Origin of the sequence: Desulfuromonas sp. (genome assembly GCA_002869615.1) — a bacterium.
GTDB lineage: Bacteria > Desulfobacterota > Desulfuromonadia > Desulfuromonadales > UBA2294 > BM707.
Genome location: PKUH01000095.1, coordinates 21,093 through 37,123 on the forward strand (window position 1 = coordinate 21,093; position 16,031 = coordinate 37,123).

The following is a 16,031-nucleotide window of genomic DNA, read 5'->3' on the forward strand; positions in this document are numbered from 1 at the left end:
GTTCTTCGCAGATGAGAGTGAATACAGCATTAAACTCCCCCTTCAGCTGACTCAGGACAGGCAAAAAGAGTCAGGTAGGGAGGACACGATCCGACTTTCAGGGAAGTGTCCCTGACCTGAAGACTGAAGATAGTAAAACCGCGCGGTCGCGGCCGCGCACTCCGCCATACTCTTTTATTGAGCCATAAAAGAGTATGCAGAAAACGGCTCCCTGGCCGGGGGCTTTTTTTCCGACTTAAATATTTCTGTTCAACTGTGTTATCAGGGAGTTTGCCTTGAGGCAAACGCAGTTCGACTCCGTGGCGGTTGCGGTCGGGCTGCGGTGCAGTGACCGTGCTGCCGAAAGCGACCTCAAGAGCAAAGGGGGTGAGTCAAAATCATCAATCGGCCCCCAAACGGAGTCGAAAAGTTGGTGGGGACACTACCCGAAGTTCAGGGAAGTGTCCCCTGAAGACATGAGAACTGCGCGGTCGCGGCTGCGGCTTTCCGGATGCGATTGGAAAAGTATGGAGGAATTTGAGTACGCACCACTAATTCCCGGTAAAGTGCGATGAACCTAAAAAAAGGACCGGCTTTACAGCCGGTCCCGTTTTCAACTGGTGCTCTGGGGGAGAGTCGAACTCCCACGTCCCTACGGACACTAGACCCTGAACCTAGCGTGTCTACCAATTCCACCACCAGAGCCAAGAGAGAGTTTTTATATCAAATGGATATACGCAATGCAATAAAAAAAAGACTGGGTTTCATGATACGATCTGATATCTTTTAAGAGTCTCCTCTGACCACTCGGGCCAATCAGTTTCCATGAACAGCGGCAGGTTCTTCTTGACAATTACAATAAAGTATAAATATTATCTAAAACCTGATATGCACATTAACTAATAAAGAATTTTTCGGGAGAAACGCTTATGTCAGATGAAAAAAAACTCGGCCTCGGCACTAAAGCTTTGCATGCCGGCCAGGTCCCGGACCCAACGACCAACTCGCGGGCTGTTCCGATCTACCAGACATCATCCTATACCTTCGATTCTTCGGAGCATGCAGCCAACCTTTTTTCACTGGCCGAAATGGGCAACATCTACACCCGGATCATGAACCCGACAACCGATGTCCTTGAGAAGCGACTGGCCGAACTGGATGGTGGGGTTGGCGCCCTCGCCCTCGCCTCGGGATCATCTGCCGTTTCCCTTGCCATCCTCAACCTCGCCAGGGCCGGCGACAATATCATTTCGAGCAGCTACCTGTACGGCGGCACGCACAACCTGTTCAGCCATACGTTGCCGCGGCTGGGAATAACCGTCAAGTTTGTCGACACATCTGATCCTGCCAATATTGCAAACGCTATTGACGATAAAACCCGCGCCGTCTATACCGAATCGATCGGCAACCCGAAGAACAACGTCGATGATTTCGAGATGATCGCCAAGTTAGCCCACGACAATGGCCTGCCGCTGATCGTTGACAATACGGTGACCACGCCGCTGCTGTTCCGGCCGATCGATCATGGCGCCGATATCGTCGTCTACTCATTGACCAAGTTCATCGGCGGTCACGGTACCAGTATCGGCGGCGCGGTCGTCGACAGCGGAAAATTTGACTGGTCGAGCGGCCGGTTTGCCGAGTTCACCACGCCCGACCCGAGTTACCACGGTCTTATCTACCACGAAGCCCTGGGCGAACTTGCCTATATTCTGAAGATGCGACTGACCCTGCTGCGTGACCTCGGGCCCTGCCTGTCGCCGTTCAATGCTTTTCTGTTTTTGCAGGGCCTGGAGACGCTGCACGTCCGGATGCCGCAGCACTGCAACAACGCTCAAAAGGTTGCCGAGTTTCTCGATGCACACCCGCAGGTCGAATGGGTCAACTACCCCGGCCTGAGCAATCACCCGGATCATGACAGGGCCCGCAAATACATGCCGAAGGGCCAGGGAGCCATTCTCGGCTTTGGCATCAAGGGCGGCGCGGCGGCCGGTTCGAAATTTATCGACAGCGTTGAGCTGTGCAGTCACCTGGCCAATATCGGTGATGCCAAGACGCTCGTTATCCATCCGGCGACCACGACCCACCAGCAGCTTTCTGAAGCTGATCAGATTGCGGCCGGGGTCAGCCCTGACTATATTCGGGTCTCAGTCGGGATCGAGGACGTCGAGGACATTATCGCCGACCTCGACCAGGCTCTCAAGGCGAGCCAGGCTTAATCACAACGCGCATTACAAAATCACCAGGCGGACTCCTTTGAGTCCGCCTTTTTATTGTCGATTGCTGCCCGATCATGCTAGAATTCTTCCGTTTTCGATCCCTGAACAGAGGCAGCAATGGCCCGCAACCGTACCCTGCAAAACAAGCTCGAATACCTGGTTTTTTTACCTGTCGTTGTCTTCTTCAGAGCCCTGCCGCGAACCCTCTCCCTGCGCTGTGGCGAGCGACTCGGTTCACTCGCGCTAATCCTGATGGCCGGCCGCCGGAAACTGGTCCTGCGCAACCTGTCCCGCTCCTTCCCGGAAAAAAGTTCAAGCGAGATCGAAACCCTCTGCAAGAAAACATTCCGTCACATTGGCATCAGCGTTGCCGAGATGATCAATATCGACAGGTTCCACGGCAAACAAGACCTTGATCGATACTTTACCTTTGAAGGACTTGAGCACCTCGAGGCGGCAAAATCCATGGGGCGGGGCGTTCTGCTTGCAACCGGCCATGTCGGGTTCTGGGAAATCGGCGCATTTTTCCTGCCGGAACTCGGGTTCAAGCCGGCCTTTGTAGCCAAAAAAGCAAAGAACCCATACATCAATGACTACATGATCCGCTTGCGCGAACATGGCGGCGCCCAGGTGATCGATGCCAACAAGGGAGCCCGGCAGATCGTCAAGAACCTGATGGAAGGGAACTGCGTCGGCGTTTTGATCGATCACCACATGCACGCCAGGGAGGCCGTTCAGGTGCCGTTCTTCGATCGTCCGGCCTGGACCACCCCGATTATCACCCAGATCGCCATGAAACGGAACATCCCGGTCATTCCGATTTTTGTCTACAGAACTGAAGATTTCAAGTATCGGGTTGTTATCGACGCGGCAATCTTTCTCGAAGGCGAGATCAATGATGAGAATGTCACTGCCAATACCGCTCGGCTGACCAACATCATCGAGGATGCGATCCGGGTCGAGCCGAGCCAGTGGTTCTGGGTCCACAAACGATGGAAACAATAACATGCCGACCGTAAGCTGCCCCTTTCACATCGTTTTGATCGAACCGGAAATCCCGCCCAACACCGGAAATATCGCCCGTCTCTGCGCCGCCACGGGAAGTATTCTCCACCTTGTCGGCAAGCTCGGGTTTTCCCTTGACGACAAGCACCTCAAACGGGCCGGCCTTGATTACTGGCCATCGGTTCAACTCAGGCGGTGGACGTCTTTCGAGGAGTTGCGGATCAACTATCCGGATGGACGGTTCTGGTTCACTTCGAAGAAGGCTGAAAAAAGCTATGCCGGGGTCGGCTATAAAACCGGTGATTTCATCGTTTTTGGCAAGGAGACTCTCGGATTACCCGATACAATGATCGAAAATAACCGGGAACGGGCGATCCGGATACCGGTGAACAGCGACGCGGTCAGGAGTCTGAACCTGTCAACGGCGGCAGGGATTGTTCTTTATGAAGCACTCCGACAAACCGGCGTACTCAAATGACAGCATGTTGCCGTTCAAACGCCAGCAGCCATTCCTTGGTGGCAATTCCGGAACCACCCGAATAACCGGTCATCTTGCCGGTCGAGCCAACGATACGATGAAACGGCACAATAATCGGTATCGGGTTGGCGGCCATTACCCGCCCGACAGCACGGGCCGCTTGAGCATGCCCGGACAGCTCGGCGAGGGCACCGTAAGAGAGGATCTGACCAAACGGAACACCTTGCAGGCAGTCCAGAACGTCGCGTGAAAATGGCGACAATCCATCAAGACATAGCGGCAGTTCAAAGACGAAACGTTCACCGGAAAAGTACTCCTGCAGCTGCTTAGCGGCCTCTTCACTGACCGCATTGGCGGACTGCTCACTCTGAACCTCGAACCGTGACAACTTGGCATTGCTGCCGGGGTTGAATCCAACCGCGACAACGGCATTTTCATCGGCAATCACCCGGAGCAGACCGAGCGGCGTAGCAACATCACTCAGAGACTTCATCGATCCTTCTTTCTTCGCAAAATACTACCGAGCTCATTAAGGGCGTTCACCCCGAACAGCCTGCAGATGACCAGATATATCGCACCTCCGGAAAAGACAGCGGTCAGAAGGACAGCGGAATTGCGAATCCGTTCAGTATCGGCATTCCAATGACCAAACTGCAAGACCGCCCAGACGACCACAGACATGACCAAAAGCGCGGGAGCCACCTTGACAAGCATCACTGAAAGGGATGACAGCCGCAGCCCGCCGATGCGGCGCTGAATCAACCAGAGGAGAACGATGGCATTAAACAATGATGCCAGGGTCAGGGCAACAGCGAGACCGACATGAGCCCAGAACTGCATCAGGAGAAGTCCGAGCCCGGCGTTTGCCAGCAGTGTCCAGAAAGATACCCAGACCGGTGTCCGCGTGTCCTTCATGGCGTAAAAGGCCGGGACGACGACCCGGCTCAGCCCGACACAAATCAATCCCGGTGCATAGGCGACCAGCGCCAGGCCCGATTGGCGGACTGCAGCGGCGGTAAACTCGCCGCTCATAAAGAAAACCGAATAGACCGGAACGGCACAGAGCATAAGGCCGAGCGTTGCCGGCAGAATCAGAAACAACAACAGTTCAAAGGAATAATGCAAGGATTCCCTGAAACCATCGAGATCATCATCTGCAAGTTGCCGACTCATCGCCGGCAACACCGCCTGGGCCAAAGAGGCAATGATGATTCCCTGGGGAAACTCGAAGAGACGTTGTCCATAGTAAAGATAAGAGACCGAACCTTCGGGCAGAAATGAGGCCAGCAGGCGGGTCACAACGACGTTAATCTGGTAAATTGCCACCCCGGCAATACCGGGGAGCATCAGCAGTGAGATCTGCCGAATCGCCGGATGGGAAAAGTTAAACGATGGCTTGAGGCTGTAGCCGAAGCGGAACAGGAGCGGAAACTGCATCAGTAATTGCAAAATACCACCGAGCAGTACGCCGATGGCCAGTGCTGCTATCGGGGTCTCAAGCCGGGGCGACAACAGAACAGCCGCCCCGATCATCGACAGGTTGAGCACAACCGGCGAAAATGAGGGCAGAAAATAATGGCCTCGAACATTGAGGATGCCGGTTACCAGCGCCAGCAATGAAACAAATAATATGTACGGAAACATCAACCGGTTCAGCATGTCGGTTAATTCAAGCTTCCCCGGAACCGCTTCAAATCCAAAACCGATCAAGCGTACAACTTCCGGCGAAGCAACAATACCGATAACCGTGACAGCCGCCATGATGACAAACAACAGCGTAAAGCAGATAGAGGCGACCCGGCGGGCTTCTTCCTCACCCTCTTTATGGTAGATATCGGAGAAGGTTGGAACGAATGCTGCGGTCAACGATCCTTCAGCAAAAAAACGCCGTAAAAGGTTCGGGATGGTAAATGCCATGAAAAAAGCATCTGTGACAAAACCGGCACCGAACAGTCTGGCGACGACAATATCGCGTACCAGTCCGGCGACACGGCTGACGCCGGTAGCGGCTCCCATTAAACCTGTAGCCATGGCTATTCTGTGCTTCTCTGACATTCTGAATGATTTAACACACCGATATGGCGGTCGCAACGAATTTCATGTAGCAGACGTTTCGGGCCATGCGACTTTCAAGGATTATATTATTTTAATCCTGATTAAAAGGGCTACAATCCCAGCATTTCAGGGGGTTTACGTTTCCAGATTAGCATATTTTAACTTGACTGCACGTTTCGACAATGGTAAAAGAACGCTCCGTTAAACAATCAATCAATTTTCTGGAGGAATCAAGAGTGGCCAACCATAAATCTGCTATCAAGAGAAATCGTCAGAACGCAATTCGCAATGCCCGCAACACTCATGTCCGCACGACCATGCGCACGTATGTCAAAAATTTCCGTACTGCCGTTGCTGATGGCGACAAGGAAGCAGCAACTGCGGCGCTGAAGGTTGTCGTACCATATATTGACAAGGCTTCAACCAAAGGCGTTATTCATAAGGCGACTGCCAGCCGCAAGATTTCCCGCCTGAACAAGCTGATGAATACCCTCGACTAGACGGTATAACAAATTATATTTAAAAGGCCTGAACATCTGTTCAGGCCTTTTTTGTAGTTACTCGCTGCTATTGAATCAGGCCTCGAGACCGGAAATCTCGAGCAGCAGCTCCTCGAGAAGCGCCCCGGGATTATTGCCGGTCGACTTGAGGGCGATATCGGTCGTCAAGAAAAGCTCAAAAGAACGGCGATACTGTTTGTGATTAAACAGTTTGGCCTGCTTGAGCAAACCATCGATGAAATATGGGTTTACGCCGATCCTCTTGGAAATATCCTTGCGTCCGACCCGCTCATCAATCAGCTCTCGCGACATCCAGAGCTGGCGAAAGTGGCGCGCCAACATGCTCAGGACAACCAGCGGAGCGATCCCTTCATCGAGCAGTCGACCGAGCAGGCGGAGGGCCTCCCCGGCATCGCGCTGCCCGATCGCGTTGACCATATCGAAGATACTGTCAACCCGGGTATCAGAGACAATCTCCTCGACATCAGAAACATCGACCAGGGTGCGCTCCTGCCCGACGTACTGAAAGAGTTTCTGCAGTTCGCCGTCGATCTCCATCAGGCTGGTTCCGGAGCGTCGACAAAACAGTGCCAGGGCATCTTCGGTAAAGCGGTATCCAGCCGCCCCAGCCTGATCCTTGACAAAAGACGGTATCTGGTTTTCATACAACCCCCTGAATTCGACCAGGGCACCTTTCTTTGCAAACTGCTGAAAGAATTTCTTTCTTTTGTCAATTTTATCTCCAACCATAACCAGGCATGTCTCAGGAACCGGTTCTTCGACATAAGGAGACAGGGCATCGAGGTCAACCGCCGGCAGCTTATCGGCCTCCTTGACGACGACCATCCTTTTCGGCGCAAAGACCGGGAGCGTGCGGATACTATCGAGAAGGTCCTCTATCCTGGTCTCTTTGCCATGATAAACCTGGAAATTGAAGTCACGGGCATCTGCGGCAACAATGGCATCGATGAGTTGTTTGAGGGTGCGCTGAATAAAGAACGATTCCGAGCCATAAAGATAAATCAAACCAGGGATTTCGGCCGACTTGATTTTTTTCTGCAACTCACCGGGCGTCATCATTCCCCTCCGAAACCTGTGGCCATCTGCCAGGCGAGGTCTTCTGCGATCCGCTCTGAAAGCGCCTTCTGGGCTGCTGATTCCCGATCTTCCTGGGCGATAATTGACGTGCCATAAGTGACAAAGTCATGATAACGAACAATCTCACCCCGCCAGAGGATTTTACCATCACTCAGTCTTTTCAGGCTGGCGCCAACCCGCACTGTCATACGGTATGATTGAATATTATCGAGTGAATCATAACTGATGGCCGCCAGACGGTACTGCAAAATCTGGCCCTGCAGAACAGCTTCGGCCGCCTCTTGAGACTCAACCAGAACGACCTCGGACTGTCGCATCAACCTGAGATTCGTACTGGCGGTGATATAGCTTTCAAGATAGGGCTCGGCGGTCAGATTTTCAAACAGGTTAACCTTGATCCGGGAGATATCACCGGGCAGAGCATGAGTTGCTCCGCTGAACTGATAACCACACCCTGCAACGAACAACAGGAGCGTAAAAATGTATATTCTGATGATCAAGAGACAACCACATTCACAAGGCGTCCTGGAATAACAATAACTTTCCGGACGGTTTTGTCAGCAATAAAGCGAGCGACATTCTCTTCTTCAATTGCGGCTTCTTTCAGATCATCCTCGGCAATATCGGCCGGCACCTTAACCTTGCCGCGAACTTTGCCATTGACCTGGACAACAATCAGCTTACTCTCTTCAACCAGCGCTGCCTCATCCCATTGCGGCCAGGATCCGGTCGACAGCCGATCTTCATTTCCAAGCAGGCTCCACATCTCTTCGGCAACATGCGGTACGAACGGTGTCAGCAGAACAACAACGGTTTCCAGTGCCTCGCGCATAACCTCAGGGTGCTGATCTTTTTCAGCAAAACCATAGATAGCATTGACCAGTTCCATAATCGCGGCAATAGCCGTATTGAAATGGAATCGGCCGTCAATATCGTCGGTGACTTTTTTGATTGTCTTGTGAACAATCCGCCGGAGATCACGACCTTTCCCTTCGGCCGAAGTCGCCGGTGCAACATCACGAATCAATTCGAAGTTATCAAAAACACCACGCCAGACCCGGTTCAGGAAACGATAGCACCCCTCAACACCCTGTTCGTTCCACTCAAGGTCCTTTTCCGGCGGTGACGCGAAAAGAGAGAATAACCGGGCCGTATCAGCGCCGTAATGCTGAATCAGGTGGTCCGGGTCGACAACATTCTTCTTCGACTTACTCATCTTTTCATTACGCCCGGTGACGACGCTATTCTGACATTTGGTACAGGTACCGTCGACAATCTCTTCCGGATAGAGCCAGCCATGCTCGGGGCACTCCTTGGTCTCCATACAGACCATACCCTGGGTCAGCAGGTTGGTAAAAGGCTCGTCGATATCCATCAACCCGAGATCGCGCAGAACCTTGGTATAAAACCGGGCATACAGAAGATGCATGACGGCGTGTTCTACTCCGCCGATATACTGATCAACGGGCATCCAGTACTCGGCCCTCGATTTATCAAGAACGCCCTGATCGTAATCAGCACAGGCATAGCGGGCAAAATACCAGGAACTTTCAACAAACGTATCAAACGTGTCGGTCTCGCGCCGGGCTGGCTTGCCGCATGCCGGACAATCGGTTCCGGCAAAAGACTCGAGGGCGGCCAGCGGGCTCCCCCCCCCGCCGGTAAATTTGACGTCGGTCGGCAGAACGACCGGCAACTGATCTTCCGGGACCGGAACCACTCCGCAGGCATCACAGTAAACAACCGGAATCGGCGTCCCCCAGTAACGCTGCCGGGAAACACCCCAGTCACGTAAACGGAAATTGACCGCTTTTGTTCCAAGGCCTTCAGCCTCGAGATAATCTGCTATTTCTTCCTTGGCCGTCTCATTATCAAGCCCGTCAAAGCTTCCGGAATTCGCCATCGTACCGGGTCCGGTCCACGCTTCGGACATTGAGTCGACATCCAGAGCCTCATCCGGCTGGATAACGACCACCATTGGCAGGTCATATTTTTTCGCAAACTCAAAGTCACGCTGATCGTGGGTCGGAACAGCCATAACCGCACCGGTTCCGTAATCCATCAACACAAAATTGGCAATATAGACAGGCATCTTCCGACCGCTGACCGGGTTGATGCAATAACTTCCGGTAAAAACACCCTCTTTTTCGTAATCCTCGCTGGTTCGCTTGTTTTTATCCTGCTTGCCAACCTTGGCAATAAAGGCTTCTACGTCCTTCCTGTTATCTCCGGTTGTCAGTTCAAGGGCTTTTGGATGTTCCGGTGCAAGGCTCATGAAGGTTGCGCCATACAGAGTGTCCTGTCGGGTGGTGAATATCCGGATCGATTGCTCACTATTTTCAAGCGGGAAGTCTATTTCACAACCGATACTTTTACCGATCCAGTTGCGTTGCATGGTCAGAACAGATTCCGGCCAGCCATCGAGTTGATCTATACATTCAAGCAACTCTTCGGCGTAGTCGGTGATCCGAAAGAACCACTGCTCAAGCTCTTTATCAACGACCTCGTTGTCACAACGCCAGCAGCAGCCATCCTCAACCTGTTCGTTGGCCAGTACCGTCTCACAATCGGGGCACCAGTTCACCGAAGAGCTTTTCTTGTAGGCCAGGCCCTGTTCCAGCATTTTCAGAAAGACCAGTTGTTCCCAACGATAGTAATCGGCATCGCATGTCGCAAATTCCCGATTCCAGTCATACGACAGGCCCATGCGTTTAAGCTGAACCCGCATGTTATCGATGTTTTCATAGGTCCACTTGGCCGGATGGGTGCCATGCTGGATCGCCGCATTTTCAGCCGGCATGCCGAAAGCATCCCATCCCATCGGATGGAGGACATTGAAACCCTGCATTGTCTTGAAACGGGCGACAACATCGCCAATCGAGTAATTACGAACGTGCCCCATGTGAATCCGGCCTGACGGATAAGGGAACATTTCAAGGACATAATATTTCGGACGGTCCGAATCCTCGGAAACAGCAAACGATTCTTCCGACTCCCAGATCTGCTGCCATTTCTTTTCGACAGCAGCGGCATCATAACGCTCTTGCATAAAAAACACCTGTAGGTAATTAGAAACAGGAATACCGGCAACAGCCGGTATCAACACTGACAGATTCAAATTTACCAGCCCGGCATTGCGACGCATCGCCAGACTGGTGATCGTTCTGCTTATTTCTCCCGATAGGTAATACGGCCACGGGTCAGATCATACGGCGACAACTCAACGGTCACCCGGTCACCCGGAAGAATCCGGATATAATATTTCCGCATTTTTCCCGAAATGTGGGCCAGAACGACATGGTCGTTGTCGAGTTTAACCCGAAACATTGCATTCGGTAGCGGCTCAATAACTTCACCTTCAACTTCAATCGCTTCTTCTTTAGCCAAAAGACTTCTCCTTCACATGCGCTTTATTATAATCAGATATTCAGTAACCGCCTGGTCACATCAATGATTTTGGTCGTCTGGATCGGTTTGGTGATATAGTCGTTCGCACCGATTGCCATGGCCCTTTCCTTGTCCTCATTGGCACCCTCGGTCGTAATGATAACGATGGGGACATCCTTGTAGTTCGGATCATTCCGAACCAGGCTAACCAGTTTCAAGCCATCCATAATCGGCATATTGATATCGGTCAGAATGAGGTCAAACTTTTCCGCTGAAATCTTCTTCAGACCATCAACACCATCGTTTGCTTCGGTGATATTGAGGCCTCGAACCCTCTTTAACGCAAACACAATAAGTTGACGCATAGTGGGTGAATCTTCAACAACGAGGACATTGAATGTCGACATTTATCCCTCCGGTACCTTACTTGGTCATCAGATCTATGAAGCCCTGAATCGTCGAGAGTTTTCGCTCCGATTCCGTATAGAGCTTCGAAGAAAAAATTGCGGTCGCAGCATGACCGGCCATCAACGTGAAGAGCTCATAGTCAACATCGCTGAATTTTTCCTTCTGAACCAATATTTTATATATGACAATAACGCCAATGACGTGTTCCTTGATTTTCAGGGGGATACAGACGAGAGGATGATGGAAATCCCTTTCGTACCCTTCGAGATCATCATTAAAGTAGTTTTCACCGGTCTTGGCCATTTCGCCGATAATCCCCTCACCCAGTTCAAAAGAAGGCAATTCGCTGTTCTGCAAGCCTTCACTGGCAACGGCCTGGAGTTTATTGGTCTTTTCGTCGAGCAGAAGGACCGAAAACTCTTCTGCCCCGATCAGGTTAATGACTATTTCAAGAATAACCTGAAGGACCTCCTTGAAATCTAGCGTCGAATGCAGCTGATAAGAAGCAATGTAGAGATTTGCCAGCATGTTGTTTTCATTTTCAATCTCAACATAGCGGTTGGCAAAGTCGACATTTTCTGCTTCTACCTGCTTGATCCGGCCGAGAATTTCATTTTTTTCGTCTTCAAGCTTCTTGATTTTATCAAGCAGTTCACTCGAATCAGCAGAACCTTCCGAGCTTTTGAGTGCCTTCATCTGCTCTTCAATTTGCACAACCTGATAACGCAGACGTTCATTCTCTTTGAGCAGGTCGTGGGTAAAATCAGCCCCCTTCTTGAAAACCTGAAGAAACTCCTCAGCCCTTTTTTCCTGATCAGGCACTTGTTCTTTATCCTTTTCTGTCATTTACCTCTCCTCGTAGCAGGAAAATCTAATCAGGACATCCTAACAGTCTCATTTGAAAATTTCCACAAATTACCACAGATTATTCTAAAAACCACATTCATTGAGAATAGCATCGCACATCCCGTCAAGATCGACAACACGACTCACTTTTCCGGTTGCGATCGCCTCTTTCGGCATCCCGAAGACGACGCTACTCTCCTCGGATTCAGCAAGAACCTTGCCTCCCGCCTCACTGATCCGAAAAGAACCGGCTGCGCCGTCATTACCCATTCCCGTCAGGACAACACCGAGGGTGGCCAGCCCGAAAAAACCGGCAACCGAATCAAACATTTTGTCGACAGAAGGAACATAGCGCTGGCCGGGGTCAGGATCCTGAATATGGGCAACGATTGTGTTGCCGCGCCGCCTGAACGTCATATTGGCGCCACCCGGAGCTACCAGAACCCGTCCCGGCCGAACTTCATCGCCATTTGCAGCTTCCTTGACTTCTAGTGCTGAAAACTTGTTCAGCCTATCAGCAAACGCCCTGGTGAAGCCGGGCGGCATATGCTGAGAAACAACGAAGGCGATCGGAATCGGATCCTGAATTTCAGAGAAGATCTTCTGCAGGGCCGGCGGCCCGCCAGTCGATGCTCCGATCGCAACAAGTTCGAATGGACTTTTTTTGCGGCCCTCCTTCAGTGCGCTTCGGAGTCTCTGCGGTTTGGGTACCCCTCCCTCTTGCGAACGACGCAGAACCTTGTCCATGTCAGTTTCGACGATCGCCGCTACCTTCGCGTGCAGATCGTCACGGATATTGAACAGCTCGGGCTATATCCTGGCACTCGGCTTCGGAATGAATGTTACGGCGCCGAATTCCATTGCGCGAAAAACGTTTTCATCGTCAGACCGGGAGGAAACGACAATGACCGGAACCGGCCGATTCTGCATAATAATCCGCAAAACGGTAAAACCGTCCATGCGGGGCATTTCAAGATCCAGGGTAATCAGATCAGGCTTCAGGTCGATGGCCTTGCGCAGCGCTTCTTCACCATCACATGCATAATCAACAACCTTAACCCCCGGGATCTCCTCGAGCATCCGGATGATGGTACGACGATTATAAGCCGAGTCGTCAACAACCAGGACTTTTATCGTGTTTTTACTCATGGCTGCACCATAAAGCTTTGCGGGGCCGGACGCTGGTAGACCATGTCATTGATAAAATGGCGCAGGGCAAAGGCACTGGTTATGTTCATCAGGGATTCGGAATGGCCGAGCAGAAGAAATCCCTCAGGCCGTAATCGCTGAAAAAAACTTTCAATGACTTTCTTTTTCGCAGCGACATCGAAATAGATAATGACGTTACGGCAGAAGATGACATCCATTTTACCTAGGAGTGACACCCGGGGCGCATCAAACAGGTTCAGATGGCTGATCGATACCAGATTCTTTATTTCGTCGTTAATTCGGAACTTATCGTCAACCGGAGTAAAAAATCTTTTTTTGATCGCCTCATCGGTCGATCGGAACGAGGCGTCGCCATAAACTCCCTTACGAGCAACCTGCAGGACGCGATGGCTGATATCAGTACCGACAATTTCAATCTGCCAATCCTTGAATTCCGGTTTATCGAATATCAACATTGCAATTGTATAAGGCTCTTCACCGGTTGAACATCCGGCACTCCAGATGCGGATTTTTTTCTCTTCGTTGTTCGCTTCCTTGCGTATCTTCAATTCCGGCAGAATTTCATCGGTAAATGTTTTGAGCTGAAAATCTTCACGAAAAAAATAGGTCTCATTGGTAGTGATGATATTGATGACTTCGTTGAGCTCCTGATCTTTCACCTTATTGTAACGCAACAGGTAGTAGTAATCCTTGAAATTGGAGAGGCGATGATATTGCAGGCGCTTGCCGATACGTCTCTCAAGCAGGAACTTGGATCCTTCATCAAAGAAAATTCCACAATGCTGATAGATGAAATCCCGCAACAGGCGGAACTCCTCATCATTCATTTCTATTTCCGGACCTGAAAACAACATCTCGTGGTTATTCAATCCCCTGTTTCAAGCCAGAAAGAAGATATTGCAATTCCTGACGAACGATGTCGTTATCTTCATTCTGCATCATAATTTCCAACCTGTTGCAGCAAGCAGGACCTTCTATTTCCGCCAGTACCCGCGCCGCTTCGAGTCGTATTTCCTGATGTGAGTGATTCAGTAATTTCTCTTCAACACCCCTGATCCAGTCTCTGCTTCCCGAATACTGAAGGAACTTCAGTGCTGCACTGACCACTTCATCATCATTATGTTCGAGGGCACGCAATAAATAATCCTGAAAATCACACAGGCCGAGGGTATCCAGGGTCTCCAGGACAGCAATACTGACCATACCGACCGGATCCATCAACACCGGAGCAATCATCGGCGCGGCATCGGCACCACAGAGTCGACCGAGTGAACGGACTGCCGCCGACCTGACCCACATATCTTCATCCTGAAGAGCCAGACAGAGCGGATCGACGACCTCATGATCGCCGGTCAGTCCGAGGGTCTCGGCTGCAAGGGCCCGTACTTCATTTTCTTCATCGGTCAGGGCTAGCATCAGGGCGGGAAGATGCCCGGCACCTGTTTTCCCTTCGATTGACCTGATCGCCGCACTCCGCACCTGAGCTGATTCATCCTTGATGGCAAAGGCAAGATGTTCCTCGATCTCATCTCCGTCGAGGCGCCCAAGAACCGTAACGGCATACATTCTGATTTGTGGATCACTATGCTCGAGTAGCGGGCTCACACTTTTTACCGTTTGCTCCCGATAACGCTCGCCAAAAAGCGAAAGGGCCTGAAGTGCCGTTTCACAGATCTCCTCGACATCGTCGCCGAGGGCTTCAATCAATACAGGGAGCGCCTTTTCATTACTGACCTTGCCAAGCGACTGGATTACAACCTGCCGCATTTCAGGATCAGGGTCCTTGCTGACCGACAACAACAGATCTACCGCCGAGGTTGCCCCGACTTCGCCATACAGATATGCCAGATAGGCCTTGGCCCGACCTTCGACTCCACCCCAGGCACCGAGAAGTGCCGCCGTATCCATCCGGCCAAGAGCGACAAGGGCGCTGACGGCATCCTCACGGAGATCAGGATCATCGATTAACCCGAGCAAACTCGACACACTGTCCTTGTTGCCGATACAGGAAAGCAGAGATATCGCGGCCTTCTGAATCGACGGCCCACCATCTACGAGCAACTCTTTGACCGCTGCAGTAACCGACTCATTAGAGCGCATCACCATGACATTGCCGAAAAAGTCACGGGCCTGATAAGAAATCTGTCCGAGAGCCATGACGGCGGCCTCGCGCACATTCTTCATTTCATCTGACAGGCTCTGAACCAGAAAAGGAATAGCCGCAGCATCGCCGACCCGGCCAAGACAATCGAGCAGGGCTTTGCGCAACAACTTATCATCACTGTAATCAAGTAATCGATCAACCGGAACCGAGGCATCAATCTGCCCCAGGGCTTCGAGAATGGTGAAGCGGAACAACAGATCCGGCTTCTCCATCGCCTCGAGCAACGGCGTAACCGCTTCGGAGGCACCAAGCTTGCCGAGGTTTTCGGCCGCCGCCGCCCGGACATTGCTGTCATCATCCTTGAGGGCTTCAATCATCGCCGGGATGGAACGATCATCCGGAATCTCACCAAGTATATCGAGTGCGAATTTACGAACGTCCTGATCTTCGGATTTAATCTCACGGATCAGCGGCGGAACAGAGAACCGGCCGAGGCGGATCAGAATTTCCACGGCGGTATTACGCAATCCGGCATTGTCCTCAGAGTAAAGAAACCTGATAATTTCCTCGATATGCTCTTCGACCCGAGGAATCAGCAGGAAAATCTCGGTTGCTTCCTTGCGAACCCGCCAACTGGAATCGGTGAAAGCAGTATAAAGTTGTGCCAGATACGAGTTTGCATTTTTCCGGTCAACCAGATGTAAAGCACCGAGCCGCTCTTCTTCCTGCTCCGACTTCAGCAACTGTTGAATTTTTGCGATATTGTCCGACAGCTCTGCCAT

General features: G+C 51.5%; 15 protein-coding genes, 1 tRNA gene and 1 pseudogene. 5 read left to right on the forward strand and 12 right to left on the reverse strand.

The window, feature by feature from the left end:
• The first annotated feature begins 275 nt into the window (after positions 1 to 275).
• Entirely contained in the window at positions 276 to 554 is a 279-nt protein-coding gene (locus C0623_09440; protein ID PLX99292.1) for a hypothetical protein, read from the forward strand.
• 43 nt (positions 555 to 597) lie between these two features.
• Here C0623_09440 and C0623_09445 read toward each other — a convergent pair.
• Positions 598 to 684: transfer RNA gene (locus C0623_09445), tRNA-Leu, on the reverse strand.
• A 224-nt stretch (positions 685 to 908) separates the two neighbouring features.
• Here C0623_09445 and C0623_09450 point away from each other — a divergent pair.
• From C0623_09450 to C0623_09460, 3 genes are all read left to right on the forward strand, one after another.
• Complete coding sequence (locus C0623_09450) at positions 909 to 2,198, forward strand: O-acetylhomoserine aminocarboxypropyltransferase (protein ID PLX99293.1); 1,290 nt, start codon at positions 909 to 911, stop codon at positions 2,196 to 2,198.
• 117 nt (positions 2,199 to 2,315) lie between these two features.
• Positions 2,316 to 3,203 carry a hypothetical protein gene (locus tag C0623_09455; protein PLX99294.1) on the forward strand — a complete coding sequence of 296 codons (888 nt, stop codon included), beginning with the start codon at positions 2,316 to 2,318 and terminating at the stop codon, positions 3,201 to 3,203.
• Between the two features lies 1 nt (position 3,204).
• Complete coding sequence (locus C0623_09460) at positions 3,205 to 3,681, forward strand: tRNA (uridine(34)/cytosine(34)/5-carboxymethylaminomethyluridine(34)-2'-O)-methyltransferase TrmL (GenBank protein PLX99295.1); 477 nt, start codon at positions 3,205 to 3,207, stop codon at positions 3,679 to 3,681.
• Here C0623_09460 and C0623_09465 read toward each other — a convergent pair.
• Together C0623_09465 and mviN are read right to left on the reverse strand one after the other, a co-directional pair.
• Positions 3,674 to 4,174 (reverse strand): cysteine methyltransferase, encoded by a 501-nt coding sequence (locus C0623_09465; protein ID PLX99296.1) that lies wholly within the window; start codon positions 4,172 to 4,174, stop codon positions 3,674 to 3,676. The genes C0623_09460 and C0623_09465 overlap by 8 nt on opposite strands.
• Positions 4,171 to 5,736 (reverse strand): murein biosynthesis integral membrane protein MurJ, encoded by a 1,566-nt coding sequence (gene mviN / locus C0623_09470; GenBank protein PLX99297.1) that lies wholly within the window; start codon positions 5,734 to 5,736, stop codon positions 4,171 to 4,173. The genes C0623_09465 and mviN overlap by 4 nt, the downstream gene beginning before the upstream one ends.
• 236 nt (positions 5,737 to 5,972) lie before the next feature.
• Here mviN and C0623_09475 point away from each other — a divergent pair, with 236 nt between their 5' ends.
• Positions 5,973 to 6,236, forward strand: a complete 264-nt coding sequence (locus tag C0623_09475) for a 30S ribosomal protein S20 (GenBank protein ID PLX99298.1) — start codon at positions 5,973 to 5,975, stop codon at positions 6,234 to 6,236.
• A gap of 75 nt (positions 6,237 to 6,311) precedes the next feature.
• On the opposite strand, the gene holA is transcribed toward C0623_09475, so the two are convergent.
• The 9 genes and pseudogenes from holA to C0623_09520 all read right to left on the reverse strand — a co-directional run bounded on the left by holA (position 6,312) and on the right by C0623_09520 (position 16,031).
• Positions 6,312 to 7,313: a DNA polymerase III subunit delta gene (gene holA / locus C0623_09480; GenBank protein ID PLX99299.1), complete on the reverse strand. Its 1,002-nt coding sequence runs from the start codon at positions 7,311 to 7,313 to the stop codon at positions 6,312 to 6,314.
• Complete coding sequence (locus tag C0623_09485; protein PLX99300.1) at positions 7,313 to 7,834, reverse strand: hypothetical protein; 522 nt, start codon at positions 7,832 to 7,834, stop codon at positions 7,313 to 7,315. The genes holA and C0623_09485 overlap by 1 nt, the downstream gene beginning before the upstream one ends.
• A complete protein-coding gene (locus tag C0623_09490) occupies positions 7,831 to 10,383 on the reverse strand; it encodes a leucine--tRNA ligase (GenBank protein ID PLX99393.1) in 2,553 nt (850 codons plus the stop codon). The genes C0623_09485 and C0623_09490 overlap by 4 nt, the downstream gene beginning before the upstream one ends.
• A gap of 119 nt (positions 10,384 to 10,502) precedes the next feature.
• Positions 10,503 to 10,721 carry a translation initiation factor IF-1 gene (locus tag C0623_09495; GenBank protein PLX99301.1) on the reverse strand — a complete coding sequence of 73 codons (219 nt, stop codon included), beginning with the start codon at positions 10,719 to 10,721 and terminating at the stop codon, positions 10,503 to 10,505.
• A 32-nt stretch (positions 10,722 to 10,753) separates the two neighbouring features.
• Positions 10,754 to 11,128 (reverse strand): response regulator, encoded by a 375-nt coding sequence (locus C0623_09500; protein PLX99302.1) that lies wholly within the window; start codon positions 11,126 to 11,128, stop codon positions 10,754 to 10,756.
• A gap of 16 nt (positions 11,129 to 11,144) precedes the next feature.
• Positions 11,145 to 11,975, reverse strand: a complete 831-nt coding sequence (locus tag C0623_09505) for a diguanylate phosphodiesterase (GenBank protein PLX99303.1) — start codon at positions 11,973 to 11,975, stop codon at positions 11,145 to 11,147.
• An 84-nt stretch (positions 11,976 to 12,059) separates the two neighbouring features.
• Positions 12,060 to 13,124, reverse strand: a pseudogene (locus C0623_09510) (chemotaxis response regulator protein-glutamate methylesterase).
• On the reverse strand, positions 13,121 to 13,999 hold the full coding sequence (locus tag C0623_09515) for a chemotaxis protein CheR (protein ID PLX99394.1): 879 nt from the start codon (positions 13,997 to 13,999) through the stop codon (positions 13,121 to 13,123). Before C0623_09515 ends, C0623_09510 begins: the two are co-directional and overlap by 4 nt.
• Positions 14,000 to 14,006: 7 nt before the next feature.
• Positions 14,007 to 16,031, reverse strand: a complete 2,025-nt coding sequence (locus C0623_09520; protein ID PLX99304.1) for a hypothetical protein — start codon at positions 16,029 to 16,031, stop codon at positions 14,007 to 14,009.

Bases quoted from the DNA above. Each gene is read 5' to 3' on its own strand.
- C0623_09450 (PLX99293.1), top strand. From the start codon at position 909: ATGTCAGATGAAAAAAAACTCGGCCTCGGCACTAAAGCTTTGCATGCC.
- C0623_09455 (PLX99294.1), top strand. From the start codon at position 2,316: ATGGCCCGCAACCGTACCCTGCAAAACAAGCTCGAATACCTGGTTTTT.
- C0623_09460 (PLX99295.1), top strand. From the start codon at position 3,205: ATGCCGACCGTAAGCTGCCCCTTTCACATCGTTTTGATCGAACCGGAA.
- C0623_09465 (PLX99296.1), bottom strand. From the start codon at position 4,174: ATGAAGTCTCTGAGTGATGTTGCTACGCCGCTCGGTCTGCTCCGGGTG.
- mviN (PLX99297.1), bottom strand. From the start codon at position 5,736: ATGTCAGAGAAGCACAGAATAGCCATGGCTACAGGTTTAATGGGAGCC.
- holA (PLX99299.1), bottom strand. From the start codon at position 7,313: ATGACGCCCGGTGAGTTGCAGAAAAAAATCAAGTCGGCCGAAATCCCT.
- C0623_09490 (PLX99393.1), bottom strand. From the start codon at position 10,383: ATGCAAGAGCGTTATGATGCCGCTGCTGTCGAAAAGAAATGGCAGCAG.
- C0623_09500 (PLX99302.1), bottom strand. From the start codon at position 11,128: ATGTCGACATTCAATGTCCTCGTTGTTGAAGATTCACCCACTATGCGT.
- C0623_09505 (PLX99303.1), bottom strand. From the start codon at position 11,975: ATGACAGAAAAGGATAAAGAACAAGTGCCTGATCAGGAAAAAAGGGCT.
- C0623_09515 (PLX99394.1), bottom strand. From the start codon at position 13,999: ATGTTGTTTTCAGGTCCGGAAATAGAAATGAATGATGAGGAGTTCCGC.
- C0623_09520 (PLX99304.1), bottom strand. From the start codon at position 16,031: ATGGCAGAGCTGTCGGACAATATCGCAAAAATTCAACAGTTGCTGAAG.